Annotated in this window: 17 protein-coding genes; 12 read left to right on the forward strand and 5 right to left on the reverse strand. The window is 57.1% G+C overall.

Annotation, left to right across the window (positions count from 1 at the left end):
* The first annotated feature begins 10 nt into the window (after positions 1-10).
* The 9 genes from HKD31_RS04950 to HKD31_RS04990 are packed head-to-tail and all read left to right on the forward strand — an operon-like array spanning position 11 to position 7,210.
* Entirely contained in the window at positions 11-1,486 is a 1,476-nt protein-coding gene (locus HKD31_RS04950) for a methyl-accepting chemotaxis protein (RefSeq protein ID WP_194264324.1), read from the forward strand.
* The gene (locus HKD31_RS04955; protein WP_194264323.1) at positions 1,486-1,755 is read left to right on the forward strand and encodes an STAS domain-containing protein; all 270 of its coding nucleotides are present in this window, start codon (positions 1,486-1,488) and stop codon (positions 1,753-1,755) included. The genes HKD31_RS04950 and HKD31_RS04955 overlap by 1 nt, the downstream gene beginning before the upstream one ends.
* Positions 1,752-2,111 (forward strand): response regulator, encoded by a 360-nt coding sequence (locus HKD31_RS04960; protein WP_194264322.1) that lies wholly within the window; start codon positions 1,752-1,754, stop codon positions 2,109-2,111. The genes HKD31_RS04955 and HKD31_RS04960 overlap by 4 nt, the downstream gene beginning before the upstream one ends.
* A complete protein-coding gene (locus tag HKD31_RS04965) occupies positions 2,108-4,156 on the forward strand; it encodes a chemotaxis protein CheA (RefSeq protein WP_194264321.1) in 2,049 nt (682 codons plus the stop codon). The genes HKD31_RS04960 and HKD31_RS04965 overlap by 4 nt, the downstream gene beginning before the upstream one ends.
* A complete protein-coding gene (locus HKD31_RS04970) occupies positions 4,153-4,581 on the forward strand; it encodes a chemotaxis protein CheW (RefSeq protein WP_194264320.1) in 429 nt (142 codons plus the stop codon). Before HKD31_RS04965 ends, HKD31_RS04970 begins: the two co-directional genes overlap by 4 nt.
* Positions 4,578-5,435 carry a CheR family methyltransferase gene (locus HKD31_RS04975; RefSeq protein WP_194264319.1) on the forward strand — a complete coding sequence of 286 codons (858 nt, stop codon included), beginning with the start codon at positions 4,578-4,580 and terminating at the stop codon, positions 5,433-5,435. Before HKD31_RS04970 ends, HKD31_RS04975 begins: the two co-directional genes overlap by 4 nt.
* Positions 5,432-6,487 carry a protein-glutamate methylesterase/protein-glutamine glutaminase gene (locus HKD31_RS04980; RefSeq protein ID WP_194264318.1) on the forward strand — a complete coding sequence of 352 codons (1,056 nt, stop codon included), beginning with the start codon at positions 5,432-5,434 and terminating at the stop codon, positions 6,485-6,487. Before HKD31_RS04975 ends, HKD31_RS04980 begins: the two co-directional genes overlap by 4 nt.
* Positions 6,484-6,879 (forward strand): response regulator, encoded by a 396-nt coding sequence (locus HKD31_RS04985; protein WP_194264317.1) that lies wholly within the window; start codon positions 6,484-6,486, stop codon positions 6,877-6,879. Before HKD31_RS04980 ends, HKD31_RS04985 begins: the two co-directional genes overlap by 4 nt.
* A 52-nt stretch (positions 6,880-6,931) precedes the next feature.
* A complete protein-coding gene (locus HKD31_RS04990; protein WP_194264316.1) occupies positions 6,932-7,210 on the forward strand; it encodes a hypothetical protein in 279 nt (92 codons plus the stop codon).
* An 18-nt stretch (positions 7,211-7,228) separates the two neighbouring features.
* On the opposite strand, the gene HKD31_RS04995 is transcribed toward HKD31_RS04990, so the two are convergent.
* The 3 genes from HKD31_RS04995 to HKD31_RS05005 are packed head-to-tail and all read right to left on the reverse strand — an operon-like array spanning position 7,229 to position 10,361.
* A complete protein-coding gene (locus tag HKD31_RS04995; protein ID WP_228120235.1) occupies positions 7,229-7,624 on the reverse strand; it encodes a hypothetical protein in 396 nt (131 codons plus the stop codon).
* A 35-nt stretch (positions 7,625-7,659) separates the two neighbouring features.
* Positions 7,660-8,589 (reverse strand): 4-(cytidine 5'-diphospho)-2-C-methyl-D-erythritol kinase, encoded by a 930-nt coding sequence (locus HKD31_RS05000; RefSeq protein WP_194264315.1) that lies wholly within the window; start codon positions 8,587-8,589, stop codon positions 7,660-7,662.
* The gene (locus HKD31_RS05005) at positions 8,586-10,361 is read right to left on the reverse strand and encodes a tetratricopeptide repeat protein (RefSeq protein WP_194264314.1); all 1,776 of its coding nucleotides are present in this window, start codon (positions 10,359-10,361) and stop codon (positions 8,586-8,588) included. The genes HKD31_RS05000 and HKD31_RS05005 overlap by 4 nt, the downstream gene beginning before the upstream one ends.
* A 102-nt stretch (positions 10,362-10,463) precedes the next feature.
* Between HKD31_RS05005 and HKD31_RS05010 the strand changes: the two genes are divergently transcribed.
* Both HKD31_RS05010 and HKD31_RS05015 read left to right on the forward strand, forming a co-directional pair.
* Positions 10,464-11,309: a uracil-DNA glycosylase gene (locus tag HKD31_RS05010; RefSeq protein WP_194264313.1), complete on the forward strand. Its 846-nt coding sequence runs from the start codon at positions 10,464-10,466 to the stop codon at positions 11,307-11,309.
* A gap of 182 nt (positions 11,310-11,491) precedes the next feature.
* Entirely contained in the window at positions 11,492-13,456 is a 1,965-nt protein-coding gene (locus HKD31_RS05015) for a transglycosylase SLT domain-containing protein (RefSeq protein ID WP_194264312.1), read from the forward strand.
* A gap of 140 nt (positions 13,457-13,596) precedes the next feature.
* Here the strand turns inward: HKD31_RS05015 and HKD31_RS05020 are convergent, their stop codons facing one another.
* Positions 13,597-15,435, reverse strand: coding sequence for a Hint domain-containing protein (locus HKD31_RS05020; RefSeq protein ID WP_228120236.1), 1,839 nt, complete (start codon positions 15,433-15,435; stop codon positions 13,597-13,599).
* Positions 15,436-15,869: 434 nt separating this feature from the next.
* Positions 15,870-16,448 carry a YqaA family protein gene (locus HKD31_RS05025; protein ID WP_194264311.1) on the reverse strand — a complete coding sequence of 193 codons (579 nt, stop codon included), beginning with the start codon at positions 16,446-16,448 and terminating at the stop codon, positions 15,870-15,872.
* Positions 16,449-16,593: 145 nt separating this feature from the next.
* On the opposite strand from HKD31_RS05025, the gene HKD31_RS05030 reads away from it, so the two are divergent.
* Positions 16,594-17,142: a cytochrome b gene (locus HKD31_RS05030; RefSeq protein WP_194264310.1), complete on the forward strand. Its 549-nt coding sequence runs from the start codon at positions 16,594-16,596 to the stop codon at positions 17,140-17,142.
* Positions 17,143-17,302 lie beyond the last annotated feature (160 nt).

Here is a 17,302-nt window from a genome sequence, read left to right on the forward strand (position 1 = left end):
GCGGTCTGGCATGTCCGACATGCGCTTTGTTCCCATGCAGCGGAGTTCCCTGTTGCGCAGGCGCCTGCTTCTGGCGTTTGCCATTCCTGTCGCTGTTTCTGTCTGTCTGGTGGGATGGCACCTGAAGACTGAGGGGAGCCATACTGCAGATATCTGGCAGTCCGTTTTCCCTGAACTGGCGCTTCTTGGTCTCTTTTGTGCTGCTGGAATCGTCGCCTTCTTTCAGGTCGCAGCCTACGGGGACGATCTGGCCGGAGGCGTGAGGCAACTTGCGTCGGAAGGAACGCTGCCACGGAACGTCCGTGAAGCCAGCCTGATCCGCTTGCAGGTCCTGCTCGGCGAAGCTCGGACGCATGCCGAGCGCAGCGACGCCATGACCGCACAGGCGCAGTCTGCCCTTGCCGCTGTGCGGGTTGAGGCTGAAGACGCCCGCCAGTCGGCAAGAGAAGAAGCATCCGAGCATGAGCGCGTCATTGCGGTTCTCGGGAATGCAATGGCCAGTCTGCGTGATGGCGAACTGGACTTTCGTCTCGAAGAAGCTCTGCCGGACCGGTACGACCGGCTGCGGCAGGATTTCAATGATACCGCATCGTCGCTTCAGAAGATGATGGTGTCGCTGAATGACAGCATTTCAACGATCTCCTCCGGATCGGCGGAAATCGCCTCGGCGGCTGACGATCTGGCCCGTCGCACGGAACTTCAGGTCGCCCGGCTTGAAGAAACCACAGTCTCGGTGGGGAACGTCACGGAGACTGTCCGAAAGACGGCGGCAGCGTCTGTCCATGCCAGTGAAGTCGCAAGCCAGACCCGTGACCGGGCCGAGCGATCGGGGGAAGTGATGGCTGCCGCCACCGCGGCCATGCAGGACATCCAGCAGTCTTCCATCCATATTGCGCAGATCCTTGGCCTGATTGATGACATCGCCTTTCAGACCAATCTCCTGGCATTGAACGCCGGCGTTGAAGCCGCCCGGGCGGGAGATGCAGGCAAGGGGTTTGCCGTCGTCGCCGCCGAAGTCCGGGCCCTGGCTCAGCGCTCGGCTGATGCCGCCAAGGAAATCAAGGGGCTCATCACTTCAAGCACGCAGCAGGTCAGCCGGGGCAGCTCCCTGGTCGAAGAGACAGGGGGCGCGATGAAATCCATCGTGGAAAATGTCAGTGAAATCAGCGTCCTGATCGGTGAAATCGCGACGGCTGCGCGCAGTCAGGCCAATGACCTTTCGGAAATCAGCGTTGCGGTCAGCCAGATGGATCAGAACACCCAGCAGAATGCTGCGATGGTCGAAGAGGCGACGGCCGCCAGTCATAACCTGAGCGCGGAGGCCCGGGAACTCGTCGGAAGCCTTCAGCGGTTTCGTCTGAAAAGCCTGCATGACGCCGAAAAACCTCTTTTCGAGAGCGAAATGCCAGCCTCTGATCTTCCATCGTCGCAGTGGGGAAATGAGTCCTTTCAGACATCGGATGAAGGATGGGAGGAGTTCCGCTGATGAGCGTTCTGATGCTGCCTGAGCTACTGGACACCAAATACGCCGTTCCTTTTTCGGAACTCCTCAAAAAGGAAGAGAGGGAGTTTGTTCTGGATGGAAGTCAGGTTGGCCGGATCGGTGGCCTCTGTTTCCAGTTGCTTGTCTCCGCGTACCAAACGGCGCAGGTGCAGGATGCCGGTTTCGAGATCAGGAATATTTCTGATGCGATGAGAGAAAATCTTCAGCTGATGGGCGGAGATTTTCTTCTGGAGGCGCAGGGCGACGCATGAATATTCTGGTCGTTGATGATTCCCGAACCATGCGGGACCTTGTCAGTCGAGAGCTGCGCAAAGACGGTTATGAGGTGGAAACATCAGAAGATGGCGTTGAAGCGCTGAAAAAAATTTCCGATTTTCTGCCGGCAGTCATCATAACGGATCTGAACATGCCGCGTATGGATGGCCTGCAACTGACCAGAGCCCTTCGCGCGCGGTCAGATACAAAATACGTCCCTATCATTTTTCTGACGACGGAATCCGGTGACGATCTTCGTCGTGCCGCACGTGAAGCAGGTGCGACCGGGTGGATCGTCAAACCGTTCGATGGTCCCAAGCTGCTTGCCGCGGTGAGGCGTGTCAGCGCATGAGCACTGAAGATTTCACCGATGATATGGACGCGATCCGGCTGATTTTTTTTGATGAATGCGACGAGCAACTCACGCTTCTGGAAGAAGAGCTGACGGCGCTTGAGGACGAGCCCGAGAGTGGAGAGAAGATTAATACGATCTTCCGGTGCGTTCACTCCATCAAGGGCGGAGCGGCCGCCTTTGGTATGGAAGATCTGGTAAGATTCTCCCATCTGTTCGAGAGCGTGCTTGACCGTTTCCGGTCAGGAGAACTGTCCGTAAATGCTGAGAGCATCAGGGTTTTTCTCAAGTGCAAGGATGCGTTGTCGGATATCGTTTCAGACTTTAAAAATGGAGCCAGCACTTATGATGTTGCTCCGGAGATAACTGCCGAACTGGAGCACTATCTCGGGTCTGATGCTTCGGAACCGGAGCCGGCCTCTGAAAAGGTCGGAACAGAAGATATCTTCGGCATGTCTTTTGCGCCGGTGAAAATTGAAATTGATGCACCCAGTGAGCAGCAGTTTTCAATTGTCCTGATTGTATCCCCGGAGTTTTATGAGCGCGGAGATGACATCCGGAATATCCTGATGGCATTGGAAGGTCTGGGGCAGATTAAGGTACAGGTTGATAGTGATGCTGTGCCACTTCTTGCCGATATTTCACCGGGTCAGAGTTATCTGACGTGGCAAATTCTGCTGACAACAGAAAAATCACGAGAGAGCATTGATGAGATTTTTGACTGGTGCGGCGATGATCTGCACGCGGTCATTACATCTGTGCCGGAAGAACCTGAACAAACCACAATACCATCTGCTCCGGTTGCAGAAGAGAAGACGGATCCACAGGTTCGGAAAGGAGCCGAGCGCAAGGATTCTGCTACCGTTCGGGTTGATATCCAGCGGATCGACAAACTGGTCGATCTGATTGGAGAGCTGGTGATCAACCAGGGGGCCATTCAATCCCAGATGCGTCGCAACAAGGTGCCGGGAGATTCATTTCTGGGAAACGTGGTCACGGCGCAGGAGCAGCTTATCCACGAATTGCAGGAAAACGTCATTACGATGCGCGCCTATCCGATCAAGACGGTCTTCCAAAAGCTGGGGCGTGTTGTGCGGGAGACGGCCAGACTGACAGAAAAGCAGGTGCGGCTTGTTCTGGAAGGAGAGGACACGGAGGTTGATCGGTCCATTCTTGAAAAGCTCTCCGATCCTCTGACCCACATGGTTCGCAATGCCATTGATCACGGCATTGAAAGTCCAGAGGTCAGGGCGCAGGCGGGAAAGGACCCCGAGGGTCTGCTTCGACTGCGCGCCTTTCAACGCTCGGGTCGGATCATCGTGGAAATTCAGGATGACGGGGCCGGTCTGGACCCGGACAGGATCTACGAAAAAGCTGTTGAAAAGAAGATTATTGAAAAGGGTCAAAGACTGGATCGGGAGGAAATCTACTCGCTGATTTTCGAGCCGGGGTTTTCGACTGTTGCAGAAGTGACCGATGTCTCAGGTCGGGGCGTGGGGATGGACGTTGTCAAACAGAGTCTCCAGCAGATCAACGGACGGATTTTCATCAGTTCATCAAAGGGAAAAGGAACGATATTTTCAATTTCTCTGCCTTTTACCCTCTCCGTTATCGAAGGCATTATCTTCAAATCGGAAGGTCAGGATTTTGTCGTTCCGATCAATAATGTTTCGGAGACAATAATATTCGATAACAGTAAGGCGTTTCATATTGGAGAAGGAAAATATGGATACCCTTATCGGGATGGTTATCTGTCCGTAATTTATGCCTCAGACCTGCTGGGCATTCCTTCTGATAAGAAAAATCAGAAAATATGCTTCGTTATCGAAAATGAAAACGAAGAAAAAATGGCATTTATTGTGGATAAGATTATCGATCAATCGAGGTTCGTGGTGAAAAATCTCGAAGATAATTATCGAAAAATCGCCTGCTTCTCGACTGCGACCATTCTGGGCGATGGCAACGTAGCATTTATTCTGGATGTGGAATTTCTCTTTGGTGAGCTTTTGAAGAAAAGAGAAAGTTCATTGGAGGAAAGAGTATGATTGGGAAAAAATCGTTGGTCTTTTCTTTAGGAAAACAGGAATTTTCCATCCCGATTTCGGCTGTCAAGGAAATCAAGACCTGGTCAAAAGCAACGCCTTTCCCGGCGGCACCGGCGTTTGTTGAAGGAGTGGTGAATGTTCGGGGATCCGTAATTCCACTCGTGGATATGGCCCGGATGATGGGCGTTTCTGAGAACAGCAATGAGAAAAAAGCTATTATTTTCCTGAAAAACAAAGACAAGGTTATCGGGTTCTCGGTTTCAAATGTGACAGATATTTCGGATTTGGATGAGGAGGAATTCAAGCCTCTTCCCGAATTGTCCAGCGATGATCTCAAATATTTTCTGAATGGAATTCAGCCTGTAGCAGATCGTCTGATATTCTCTGTGAATGTAGATGCGTTGTTTGAGGGGAGTCTGCAATGACAGCGATCCCTGTGCTGGAGACAGACGAAATTTCTGATGGAAATTTCCGGATTATCGCTGGAATTGCCAAGAGTTACGCCGGGATTTCTCTGTCGGAAAAGAAAAAGGGCCTCGTCTATTCCAGAATTTCCCGCCGTGTTCGGCAGGAAGGGTTTGGCTGTTTCGATGAGTATTGTGCTTTCCTGATGAGCGAAGCGGGTTCTGATGAACGCCAGCACCTCGTTTCGGCGCTGACAACAAATGTCACCAGTTTTTATCGGGAAAAACACCATTTTTCATACTTGGAATCCCTGCTTCGTCAGCAGTTATATGGCCGACTTGAACGTGGAGAAGAACTCAGGATCTGGTCTGCGGCCTGTTCGAGTGGTGAGGAAGCATATTCGATCGCCATGACAGTCATAAAATGTCTGTCCACTATCCCACATCTGAAAGCGAAAATTCTGGCGACAGATATAGATTCCGATATTCTGAAGCAAGGCCGCTTGGGAAGCTATGCTTCTGTAGAAGCTGAAGCTCTTTTTAACGACGGAATACTGACGTCTTGTCGTCTTGAAGACGATCGGGTCATCATGTCCGAAAAAATTCGGGAGATGATCCGTTTCCGACGCCTCAATCTGGTTGAACCCTGGCCATTTTCATCCTGTTTCCATGCCATTTTCTGCCGGAATGTCGCGATCTATTTCGACCGCGAAACGCAGGACAGGTTATGGGGTAGTCTCTCGGGACGCATTTTCCTGGGGGGAGAGCTTTATCTGGGGCACTCGGAGCGTATCGCTCATCCTGAGCGGTTTGGAATGGAAAGCTTCGGGCATAATGCCTATCGCAAGGTTTCGTCTGGCAGGAGGCGCTCTTGAGTGGCGCAAGACCCCTGACCGTTGTCGTCGTTGATGATTCCCTGACGACCCGTGCCCTGATTGCGGCCGCACTCCGGCGCGATTCCAGAGTAAAGATCGTGGGGACGGCCGGAACGCCGTTTGAAGCGCGTGATCTTATCGTGCAGCTGAATCCCGATGTGTTGACGCTCGATTTCGAAATGCCGTCCATGAATGGTCTGCAGTTTCTTGAAAAGATCATGAGGTTGCGGCCGATGCCCGTCGTGATGGTGTCGGGTCATCTTTCCAGTCATCGGGGACTGGTTGAGCAGTCGCTCCGGATGGGAGCAGCGGAGTGGTATTCGAAAACGACCGCGGCTAACGGCGAGGATCCGTTTGCGGGGCTGGGAGATGCGATTGTCCGGGCCGCGGCCATGAAGCGGCAGGCTCCCATGCCGGTTGCTACAGATTCTGCAAACAGGACTGTTCCGAAGAGAGGAACAGTCGTCGGGATTGGTGCATCGACGGGGGGGGTGGAAGCGCTGACGGATGTTCTGGGGCATTTCCCCGTGGCCTGCCCGCCAACGGTTATCGTGCAGCACATGCCGCGGCAGTTTTCAGAAAGCTTCGCACGTCGTCTGGACCGGATCGTGAAGCCGGAAGTCAGGCTTGCGGAAGAAGGCGATATGCTGAAACCCGGCACGGTGTATGTCGCGTCTGGTGGAGAGCGCCATCTGCGCGTCCGCTGTGGTGCGCGATCTGGAGAATATGTCTGCCAGCTGGTTGCGGCTCCACCCGTCAACGGACACCGTCCCTCGGTGGATGAACTGTTTTATTCCCTCGCTACCACAGTCGGGAAAAATGCTGTGGGGGTCATTCTGACCGGCATGGAATGCGACGGGGCGCAGGGCCTGCTAGCCATGCGTCATGCGGGCGCCTCCACAATCGGTCAGGACCGGGCGAGTTCCGTCATCTATGGCATGCCCCGGGCCGCATCCGAACTGGGCGCTGTCGAGACGCAGCTTCCACTTTCCGCCATTGGCCCAGCCATTCTCAATCTTTGTGAACGCCGCTCTCTGGAGACATATCCATGATTTCAGCCTCCTCCATGTCCGTCCTTCTTGTCGACGATCAGACATCCATCCGCTCTATCCTGCGTAATACGCTGAGCCAGATCGGGTTCGTACAGATCGCTGGTGTCCGGAATGGGCTGGAAGCGCTCGAACATCTCAAAAGCAACCCGGTTCATCTGATTATTTCGGATTTCAACATGCCGGATATGGACGGGCTCGAGCTTCTGAAAGCAGTCAGAAGCAATGCACGGACGGCGAAAACGGGCTTCATCATGCTGACCGGACAGGCCAGCAAGGATCTTGTACAGCAGGCTATTGCGGAAGGAGTGAACAATTTCCTGGCCAAGCCTTTTACGGCCAGTTCGCTCAAATCCCGCATCGAAGCCGTTTTCGGGCCGATCTGCAGTGTCTGAGGCATCAGGGAATCTTGCACTGCCTCAGATTCTGGAAGGTGTGCGGGCCCAGTTGGCTGTAAGTCTGCAGGATCTGCAGCGGCTGGAGGATGCCTGTCTGAAGGCGTGTCCGGACGAGAAGGCCACATTCTTGCAGGATTTTGACAGGATCACGCAGGTTCTGGGGCAACTGGCACAGTGTTGCGAGCAGTTGAGCCATGAGGGGAGTGTGAGGGATGTGGAGGTTCAGCGTTCCATCGTGGATCGTCTGACGTTCGCAGAGCTTCGGCAGCGTCTGCTGGCAGATGTTGTTCAGGTTTCCCCCGACGCGGGGGAGGTAGAATTCTTTTAAGGTCCCGGAAGGATTTCGTCAGCTCGGCTTGCTGGCATCATCGGGGTTGGAGCGGATCATGGTGCGCTGTTTCTGCAGGCCGCGAATGATCTGCTCGACATCCTGCGGGGCGAAGACGATCCCCACCGGACCATAAGCCGGATGCTGGAAAGCCAGCATGGAGCCTTCGGTCAGGGCATCGATCTGAAGAGCCCAGTTTGTGGTGTAAACCGGCGTGAAGCGTGCACCGGCAATAGGCGCCGGCGGACGCATTTCAATAAGGCTCGCATGCGCCAGACCGAGACTTGTGATCAACTGGGAGAGCTGGCTTTCGTCTAGGGCAATACTCCCGGAGATGCCACTGCCTTCCAGGAAGGACAGGATGATGGTCTTGCCGTCCTCTGAACGTGTGACCTGCATGCGTGGTGCTGTCATGACGTCCGTTGCCTTTCTGTGCGGTTGCGTTGTGATTAGATTGAAGCTTCAGTGTGGTGAAAGCCACCAGCCCATGTCCACCAACCTAGACGTGCGCTCTGTGCATTCAGGACGCGGGCGGCGGAAACAGCTCTTTCGGGGCTGGCGAAAATGCCGAAACAGGTGGCACCCGAACCGCTCATGCGGCTGAGCAGGCAGCCTGGCAGGCTCTCGATCGAGGCCAGAACCGTGCCGATGACAGGGCATTGTGAGAGGGCCGGGGTCTGAAGAGCGTTCGTGGTGGCGTTCAGATCGGCTACCATGTCCTGCGCTGTGTTCCAGCGGTCAGGCAGAAACGGCTCGGGACGCTCAACAATACCGCCTCCTGCTGCGAAGGCCCGGAAAACGTCCGGTGTTGAGACACCGACGCCCGGATTGACCAGCAGGAGACCCGCATCTGGCAGCGCCGGAGCGGGGGCTAGAATTTCCCCGATGCCCTGCATCCGGGTCGGGCGCTGGGCAACGCAGACGGGAACATCCGCTCCCAGTGTCTCGGCGATCGGAAAGAGGGCTGCCTGATCGACATTCCATTCCCGCGCCAGCAGACGGAGCGTGGCGGCCGCATCAGCCGACCCGCCACCGATACCGGATGAGACGGGCAGGTTCTTTTGCAGTTCCAGATGAAAGGATTCAGTCAGGCCGCCAATCGTGGTGCCAGCCTGGGCCTGAAGAGCGCGGGCGGCACGGAGCACGAGATTCTGATCGTCCGCTTCAAGGCCCTTACCGAACGGTCCGTCGATCGTCAGCGACATGGTGTCGCTTGGAGCAGTAAGGGTAACGCGGTCTGCAGCGCCTGCGAACACGGCAAGACTGTCGAGCAGGTGATAGCCGTCATCGCGGCGGCCGGTAATGTGCAGGAACAGGTTGATCTTGGCGTGCGCACTAGCCTGAGGAGCGGCGGAAGAAGTCGTGTCTGGAAAGGTCATTGTTTCTGTTCGAAAGCTGCGAGATGGGGGCCGCCGTTCTGGAGCGCCTGCATCAGAAGGGCGCGATCCTGCGGCTGGGGATTGTCGTCCAGGGACTGGTTCCACTGGTCCTGTGCTTCGGTATGCCGTCCGAGATACCAGTAGGCAACGCCGAGATGGTAGCCGATTTCAGCATCGCTGGGCGCATGTTCCGCAGCCTGCACGAGGATGGGGAGCGCGGTTTTGATATCCGCGCGATATTTGAGCAGGGCCCAGGCATAGCTATCCTGAATGGAGGCATCAGTCGGCTGGAGATCAACGGCCTTTCTCAGCATGGCGAGGGCCTGAGCCTGATCGGCATCATGCTCGATATTGGCATAGCCCACGAAATTGAGCACTTCGGGCTGGTCGGGCGCGAGTTCCAGCGCATGCTTCATATCATCCTGGACCATCGGCCAGTTGCCGCTTTCTTCCGCAGCCATCGCGCGACCGAGCAGGATGGGCCACAGGATCTCCTTGCGGGGCGGGGACGCTTTGAGGGCGCGGGTATAGAGATCAATGGCCTGCGTATGGTTGCCGCGCTGGTCTTCGACTTCCGCAAGCTGGATCAGGAATTCGGGATTGTCGGGACGCAGGGCAAGGGCGCGATGCAGGGCATCCGCTTCCTGCTCCAAGTCGCCCGAGCGCAGGGCCAGATTGATGCGCTCCTGTGCAGCTAGGGCGGCGAGGGGATCGGAGGGGGGGATGCCATCCAGTTCAGCCAGCCCGCTGGAGATCTGGTTGGCTTCCCGAAAGGTGTCGGCCAGGAAGATGCGCGCGATTGTCAGGCCGGGATCAAGAAAAATGGCCTGTTGCAGGGCAATGATGGCCGGGTCCCGCGGAATGCCGTCCTGCTGGATGACATCCGTGATCATGAGGGCAACCTGCAGGTTGAGAACCGCGCCGCCAAGGGACGGGGTCGGGTTCTTCAGATGCGGAAGGCTCTGCTGGATCGGGCCGATGACGAGAGAGGCCAGAGGAGATGTCACGCCAAGGGCTGCGATGGCGTCGCTGGCCTCCTTGTGACGGCCATGGCGTTCGAGCCAACTCCCATAGAGCTGTGCATAGAGGATCTGGAGTGTGAGCGGGTCGCCGGAGGCATTTCCCGTCCGGTGATAAAGCTGTCCCGCCAACTGCGGGGTAGGGAGCGATTCCGCGATCATGGCCGCATGCAGAAGATACAGTCTGCGGGTCGCGGGTTGGGCTGCCGCTTCTCCCAGCAGGTTCAGGGCCTTGTCGGCATGTCCCTCGGCCGCAAGGCTCCAGGCCATGAGAGTGGGGGCAGCAATGGCGACGAGCGGACCGTGATGGGGGCTGCGGGTCAGGATACGGCGCATTTCGGCCCAGTCCTGACGGGCAAAGGCATCCTGCGCGAGAATGAGGGTCCCGATATCGCTGCCGACGTCATGATCGGGCAGTGCGTTGGCGAGTCTGATGGCCTCGGTCTGCTTCCCGGCCATCGCGGCGTAACGCAGGGCATCGTGTTGCAACTGGAGGTTGTGCGGTGCGAGGGGCAGGGCATGCGAAAGCGCCAGATTGGCGGCGGAAACGTCTCCGCGTTCCATCATGACGGTCGCGGCCATCATCCAGCCGGTCAGGGATTTTTCGGGATTGACGGTCGGCAGCATGGCGGGAGGAACGGCGGCCGCGGCAGCCTCCGTGAGGCAGCCACCCAGCACAAGAGCAGGAAGCGCCAGACGGAGCGGACGGGAAAAATCCTCGAATGATCTGGGCCAGCCGCGTGTGATCTGCATAATGGACGAAACTCTAGCCCTCTTTGAGGCCTGACGCCAACCGCTCCTCCTTTTCCGTGAGGGCAGGGCTGCCGGCCCGGAGGCAACCAGAACGGATAGATCATGACGCCCCAGCCGGTTGTGAGCCGGGCCGAACTTCTGGCCGCGCTCCAGCTTCAGTATGAATGGGGAGCCGACGAGGCTCTGTGCGAACTGCCCGTGGACCGTCTTTCCGAGACGGCCCCCCGGCTGCCCGCTTCCATGCCGCAGCGTGAGAGCGAGGGGCAGCGGACGGCTGCGCGGCCTTCGCCGGAAATGTGGGATGGTACGCGTCCGGCCAGCGCAAAGGTTACCGGAACGGCAACGGGGAGCCTCTCCCTGCAGGCGCTGGAGAAGGCGCCTGATCTTCCGACCCTGATGCGGCTGACAGAGGCACCGGACGACTTGTTTCTGGCCCGGACTGCCACGCACCGGCTGGAACCGGTCTTTGTGGAGGACGCACCCTTCATGCTGATCGGCGAGGCGCCCGATGCAGACGAGGACCGGTCCGGCACGCTTTTTGCGGGAGAGGCGGGGTCGCTTCTGGAGAAGATGCTGCGGTCAGCAGGGCTGGAGCGAGGGCAGCTTTCCATGGCGCCGGCCCTGCCGTGGCGACCGCCGGGCGGCCGGACTCCAAGCGATACGGAGATGCAGGCCTGCCATCCGCTCCTGCTGCGGACGATTGCCCTGTGTCGGCCCCGCTTTCTGGTGACGATGGGTGTGACGCCCCTGAAGATGCTGCTGGGTCCGGATGCAGCTGTCGGACGGCTGCGCGGGAAGTGGACGGAGGTTCCGGTTCCCGGGCTCGCGACTCCGGTTCCGCTCCTGCCGATGCGACACCCCCTTCAACTGCGGGCCAGTGCGGCTGCGCGGCGGAATGCGTGGCAGGATCTGCTGATTCTGATGGAGAAACTGGCTCCGGAGGGATGAGGACCGAACCGGTACAAATGGCATCGTCAAAAAACTTCGGGAAAACGTAAAAAAACGCGCCAGGACAGGCGTTTGCCACTGGATTGTTTTGAGGTTGGGTTATATCATTGCCCAGTCCAAGGCTGCATCAATCTTAACAAGTTCTTGCCAACGGCATGCAAAGCGGGTAGCAACCCGCTGCTATGCGAAGGACAACCCCTTTCATTTCTGGCAGTAACGCACGGGCTTTGCTCGTCAGCGTGCTGATTCTGGCCGGTGGCTCACTGTCCCCGGCGCGTGCGGAAAGCACACAAAACCTTCCCCCCCAGCCGGAGCCGGTGGGGGATGAGACCGCTTTTGCCGAAGCCCGTCCGTCTCTGGGCGGGGATGGTATTGTCTCGCTTCCCCATCCGCTCACCGCGACAATGGCCAGCCGTTATCGGCTGATCTTTCAGGCGCAGCGGGAAGGCAATGTCCGGATCGTTCAGGACCAGATGCGTCTGGTGACGGATCATGTCCTGCTGCCGGATGTGCTGGCCGAGCGCTATCTGGCGCCAGGCGCCCATCCGGCCGTCGAACAGCTTCGGGAATGGCTGCATGACTATGCGTCCCAGCCCGATGCCGCCAGTATTCAGGCCCTGCTGCTGAAAATCGCGCTTCCGGGAACGGTGCAGCCCCAGTCCTTCGTCCGTCCGCTCGCCGCTGATGCGCGGGCTGAAGACGTGAAGGGCACATCTGCCCCGGTCGATCCCCTCCTTCATGCTTTTGTGCGCAATCCGCTTCTGGACCGGACGGTTCAGGAACGGGTGCTCTCCGGCGTTCGGGGAGCGGAAAGCGCCCTGCATCTTGTGGATATCACGCCGGGCATGACGGCGCCCTATGCCGCCCAGCTTTATGGCGAGGTGGCTCTTGGACTGCTGTCCCAGGGCGAAACCCTGCTGGCCCTGCGGCAGGGCAGCGCGGGATTTGGCCGTGGCAACAGTCAGGTGGGCCTGCCCGCTTATGTTGCGGGTCTGGCGGCCTGGCGTGAAGGCCATATCGAGGCGGCCTACGACCTGTTCCAGTCCGCAGCCAACGCGCCTGTCACGACGGTGGAACTCCGCGCGGCCGCTGCCTTCTGGGCCGCACGTGCCGAAGGGCGGCGTCATGACATGGTCGGCTATGTGAAATGGCTCCATCGCGCCGCCATTCACCACGAGACCTTCTACGGTATTCTGGCGTCCCAGACGCTTGAGCTTGGACGGCACGGTCATGCGCGCCTGCCGGATGGCGGCGTGGAGATCACGCTGCACGATCCGGTGCCCGTTCTTGCGGAAATCGACGTCGAGGCAGTCGAGGCCCTTCCGCAGGGGCGTCAGCTCTTCGCTCTGCTGCAGGTCGGCGAGCGGATGCGGGCCGAGAACCTGATCCGGCGGATGTGGGTCGATGTTGCGGATGACAGCGCGCGGTCCCGCTCGCTTCAGCTCGTGGCGCAGGCGGCGGGTTATGAAGATCTGTCCGAACAGCTCGCCTCTCTCATCATGCATCAGGAAGCGCAGGTAACGAAGCCGACGCCGCTTCCCCTGCCGTCCCTGAAGCCCAGCCATGGCTTCCGGATGAACCCGGCGCTGGTCTATGCGCTGACGCGGGTTGAATCCAACTTTGACCCCTTGGCGACGTCAGGTGCCGGAGCGCATGGCCTCATGCAGATCCGTCCCGTAACGGCCAGCTTCGTCACTGCGTCGCACATGACGTATGATTCGCATGGTGTTGCGGTGATCCCGGTTGCGCCGGATATGGTCAGTCGTCTGCATAACCCGTCCTCCAATCTGGAAATCGGGCAGCTCTACGTGTTGTATCTGGCGAACCAGTCCAGCCGGGTCGCAACCGTTACGCCTCCCGAAGGCGGCGATCTGGTCCGGGTTCTGGCATCCTACAATGCCGGCCCGGGGGCCATTGCCCGCTGGGAAGGGGCACAGAAGGCGGACATGCACGATCCGCTGTTCTTTATGGAAACGCTCCCCAACGGGGAAACGCGGGACTATGTCCATCGCGCCCTGACCTACACATGGCTTTATGCGCACCGCATGGGGCTGCCCTCTCCCTCGCTGAAGGCACTGACGCGGTCTGAATGGCCGTCCTTCGGGGAAGAACAGGCCATGGCGCATGAGCGAATGGCGCTGAACTAAAAGATACCGAACAAAAAAAGCCCCGGCCTGGACCGGGGCTTTTTTTGTTCCGTTGCTGTGGGTCCGTATGAAGGACCGTAGATCTTCTCACGGTCGCAGATGGAGCCGTGAGAAGATCCCGGAATGGTTTTCTTATACCTTCAGGCCCGCCGAGCGGTCTGTTCCTCAGGAAGGACGGTATCCGTAAAATAGGTGTTGGTCGCCAGGATGGTGATGGAAAGGACGCCGAAATGAAGGGGGGCACGCTCACCGAGCGGGATGAGACCGTTACCGGTCGTCCAGCGGCAGCGTGCATTTTCCGGCCCTGCCCATCCGTCGAGGGGCTGATGCTCCAGATGAGCTTCGAGGTCGGTGGTGTTTCCTGAATCGAAAAACACGATATCGCCCACGAGAACGCCAAGGGCGCGGCGGTCATCAACAAAGGGGCCGACCGTGTCACACGGGCGCGACACGCGGGACATGAGCTTGACCGAGCTGATTCCCGGCGGGATCATGAACAGGGTTCGGTCTTTTGTCTGTCGCATCGGATAGATGATCTGACCGTCTGACGCGAGGAGATGCAGGTCGGGATCTTCTGTGGTCTGCGGGGCGTGGACCCTGTTTGCCATTGATCTGTCCAGCTGGCAGTGGGTGAGAGCGCGGGTTTCGATCTGCCGATAGAGGGGTTCGACAAAAGCCCGGCTAACTTCCAGAGGGGCAGCGGCATCGTCCCAGCTTTTATGCTGGCCACCGATGGCAAGGATTTTTCCGTCCTGCCGGAAGGTGTGACGGTTGCCTGTATCGAGATAGCTTTCGGTCAGCATGCCGTCAGCCATGATGACGGAATGCTCCCTGGTCTCGAGGTGGAAGTATTCGTAGGAGGTCAGGGACCGGTCGTAGAAAATGGAACTGCCGTTTACGAGCATTCGGGCGGGGACAAAGCGGCCGTCCATGAACAGGCAGTGTTCCGCTGTGATCAGCATGTCCTTGTAAGGGACATTTTCCGAAATGGCGTTGGCGAGGATGCGGATGGGATAACCCGCCTGGTCATCCGGCAGGAACGGGTTGGTGGTGGCCTGTCGCCAGCCGGTCCAGATGACTTCGCGGACAACGGGTGTGCCCTCGTGCCATACGAGGATCTCGTCGCCCGTGCGGATGTCCTGGATCGGGGTTTCGCCAGACGGCGTGCGGATCATGGAGTCAGCAAGGAAGCAGACGCCAATATAGGTGTTACCGTCGGAATAGGTGATGCTGAGCGGGTTATTGTCTGTGCTCAGGGCATTGTAGGTGCCGGTTGCGAGTGTGGTGCCGCTGGCCAGCGTGACAGTATAGGTGGCGATTTCGGTATTGCCATTCCCGCCATAGAGCGTGATCGTGCGTGAGGAACCGGTCCCGGCTATTGTATATCCGGTAATTTCGGTAACCGTATTCTGGAGTTCGATCGTGTCCTTGGCCGGGTCATAGTTGGTGATCGATGTGCAGCTCAGGTTAATGAGCGTACCGCCGCCATTGAGGATCAGGGTTCCGCCGCCAGTACCGAAATTGATTGTGGAGCCGGTCAGGACGCTGGCGAGATTTGACCCGGAAACGTAGGAACCACCCTCACTGATGTTGATGGTGGAGCCCTGAAGCGCGCTGGCAATAAGGCCGCTTGAGAAGGTCAGTTCTCCACCAACGACATTCAGTGTCAGTCCTGATACAGCGCTGACGCCTAGAGTGACAGTCGTGTCGCCGCCAATATAGAAATTCACGGCACTGAGTGCATTGAGAAGAATATCAATATCGCCGGTTGATCCGGGAACACTGACATAGGTTCCACTCAGAAGGCTGGCCAGAACGACAACAGAATCGGACCCAGTGACGATATTACCTGTTGGAACATTGGACAGTGTGGTGATGGTAGTGCCAGAACTGTCTTTAATGGTGACATTCTGCAATAAGCCCAGAAGGTCAGACTGAGTAACGGTATAAGTGGTGTTGGTACCGGGATATGAAGTCATGATACTTCCCCTTTTGTGTTAGGATTGCACTAACATCCGTCCTGATTTTATCCTGCATTTTGTTAGCGATATAAAAACAAGACTTATATAACTCTCACAATTTTTCGATTCTGCTCAACAAAAAATTAACTCAAATATAGGTTACTTTATCGCTACTTTATTTAGACAAAAATTGATTGTATTTAACAAACAAAATATGTCTTCCGTGGTTTATGAGATGTATTCTCAATACGGATTTTAGGGGCTGCGCACCGTTTTTTCGGGGGGCATTTGCGGGGTTCCGCTATTTGTCTGGGATTATGCAGGAAATATTTTGATTGTAAAAAATTAACTTAAGGCTGTAGTACTATTGTGAATTGCAATATTTTCGCTATTTGCGACCCCCTTTCCAAAGGGTGTCGAGGGCCCGGAGAGCTTATTTAATAAATTATTTTTTAAAAAATCTCGATCAGAATGATACCAGCTGTGATCAGGAGCAGGACTGCGAAGAGGACGAGGGCCAGACGCTTTTCAATGAAGTCGCGGATGGGTTCGCCGAACGTGCGGAGCAGCGCGGCTTCGAGGAAGAAGCGGGCGCCGCGGGTGACGATACTGGCGGCGATGAAGGGCAGCAGGGAGAAATGGGCGGCACCGGCCGCCAGCGTGACGAACTTGTAGGGGAGCGGGGTCAGGCCCTTGGCGAGAATGATCCACACGCCGTAATGGCGGAACATGGCCTCAAGGTTCAGGATGCGCTGATCGGCATGATAGAAATGCGCGATCGGTATGCCAATATGTTCCATGAGGAACGCGCCGAGGACCCAGCCGATCAGCCCACCCGCAACGCTGGAGAGTGTGCAGACCAGAGCCAGAAACCAGGCCCGTTCGCGATTGGCCAGCAGCATGGGCACGAGCATCAGGTCCACCGGCAGCGGAAAGACCGAGGCCTCCGCCATCGCGATAATGACCAGCCACCATACGGCGCGCGGAGACGCGGCGAGTTCGGTAATGCGCGTGTACAGCAGTGTCAGCATGGCGGTCGGGTGTTCCTGTGAGAGCGTGCAGGCTGTCCTAGCCGTCCTGCTTCCGCTTGAAAATCCGTAACCCGGCGCAACGTGTGTTCCGGCCAGGGAACGGGTTATAGAAAGCGGAACCGTTCTTCCGGAGTGCTGCCGTTTCATGGACAAGACCCTTCCGCCGATCCAGCGTTATTCCCTTGTGGCCAGGATATTTCACTGGAGCATGGCGGCGATCATCATTCCGCTGTGGCTGCTCGGGTTTTATGTGGGGCGGATCATGCCGCATGCGGCTACGCCCCAGAAGGCGCTCCTGCTGCTGATCCACAAGGAGATTGGACCGTTCATTATCGTCCTCACGGTCCTGCGGCTTGTCTGGCGGGCGCCGCATCATCCCCCCGCCATGTCATCGGAGATCCCTGAAGAGGAACGTCTGGCGGTGCAGGTCGGGCATTTCGGGCTGTATGCGATGATGCTGGTCGTGCCGCTGACGGGATGGGTGCGGAGTTCGGTTCACGGCCTGCCGATCCCGATGATGTGGGTCGTCAATCTGCCGCCCCTGGCGCACAAGGCACCGGTTTTCGTGCCGCTGGTGAATGTGTTGCACCAGTTCTCGTCATGGGTTCTGGGGATGCTGATCGCCGGGCATGTGATCGCCGCGCTGCTTCATCGCTATGGTCGCAAGGACAGCATCATGGACCGGATGCTCTGAATCCTGGTTTATATAGTGTGCTGTTATTTGTCGTGCTCTATTGGATTATGAAATAAGCAGATAAATTATATAAAAAACATAAAATATGATTAGAAACAGAAGAATTATAAGAAATAATAGAATTATATTGACAAATATACTTTTATAAATGAAGATATTT

This window comes from Gluconobacter potus, assembly GCF_015244705.1.
GTDB classification, from domain to species: domain Bacteria; phylum Pseudomonadota; class Alphaproteobacteria; order Acetobacterales; family Acetobacteraceae; genus Gluconobacter; species Gluconobacter potus.

Coding starts and splice junctions, on each gene's coding strand:
- HKD31_RS05000 (WP_194264315.1), bottom strand. CDS start 8,589: ATGACCTTTCCAGACACGACTTCTTCCGCCGCTCCTCAGGCTAGTGCG.
- HKD31_RS04965 (WP_194264321.1), top strand. CDS start 2,108: ATGAGCACTGAAGATTTCACCGATGATATGGACGCGATCCGGCTGATT.
- HKD31_RS05030 (WP_194264310.1), top strand. CDS start 16,594: ATGGACAAGACCCTTCCGCCGATCCAGCGTTATTCCCTTGTGGCCAGG.
- HKD31_RS05020 (WP_228120236.1), bottom strand. CDS start 15,435: ATGACTTCATATCCCGGTACCAACACCACTTATACCGTTACTCAGTCT.
- HKD31_RS04995 (WP_228120235.1), bottom strand. CDS start 7,624: ATGACAGCACCACGCATGCAGGTCACACGTTCAGAGGACGGCAAGACC.
- HKD31_RS05025 (WP_194264311.1), bottom strand. CDS start 16,448: ATGCTGACACTGCTGTACACGCGCATTACCGAACTCGCCGCGTCTCCG.
- HKD31_RS05015 (WP_194264312.1), top strand. CDS start 11,492: ATGCGAAGGACAACCCCTTTCATTTCTGGCAGTAACGCACGGGCTTTG.
- HKD31_RS04960 (WP_194264322.1), top strand. CDS start 1,752: ATGAATATTCTGGTCGTTGATGATTCCCGAACCATGCGGGACCTTGTC.
- HKD31_RS04970 (WP_194264320.1), top strand. CDS start 4,153: ATGATTGGGAAAAAATCGTTGGTCTTTTCTTTAGGAAAACAGGAATTT.
- HKD31_RS04955 (WP_194264323.1), top strand. CDS start 1,486: ATGAGCGTTCTGATGCTGCCTGAGCTACTGGACACCAAATACGCCGTT.
- HKD31_RS04975 (WP_194264319.1), top strand. CDS start 4,578: ATGACAGCGATCCCTGTGCTGGAGACAGACGAAATTTCTGATGGAAAT.
- HKD31_RS05010 (WP_194264313.1), top strand. CDS start 10,464: ATGACGCCCCAGCCGGTTGTGAGCCGGGCCGAACTTCTGGCCGCGCTC.
- HKD31_RS04950 (WP_194264324.1), top strand. CDS start 11: ATGTCCGACATGCGCTTTGTTCCCATGCAGCGGAGTTCCCTGTTGCGC.
- HKD31_RS05005 (WP_194264314.1), bottom strand. CDS start 10,361: ATGCAGATCACACGCGGCTGGCCCAGATCATTCGAGGATTTTTCCCGT.
- HKD31_RS04985 (WP_194264317.1), top strand. CDS start 6,484: ATGATTTCAGCCTCCTCCATGTCCGTCCTTCTTGTCGACGATCAGACA.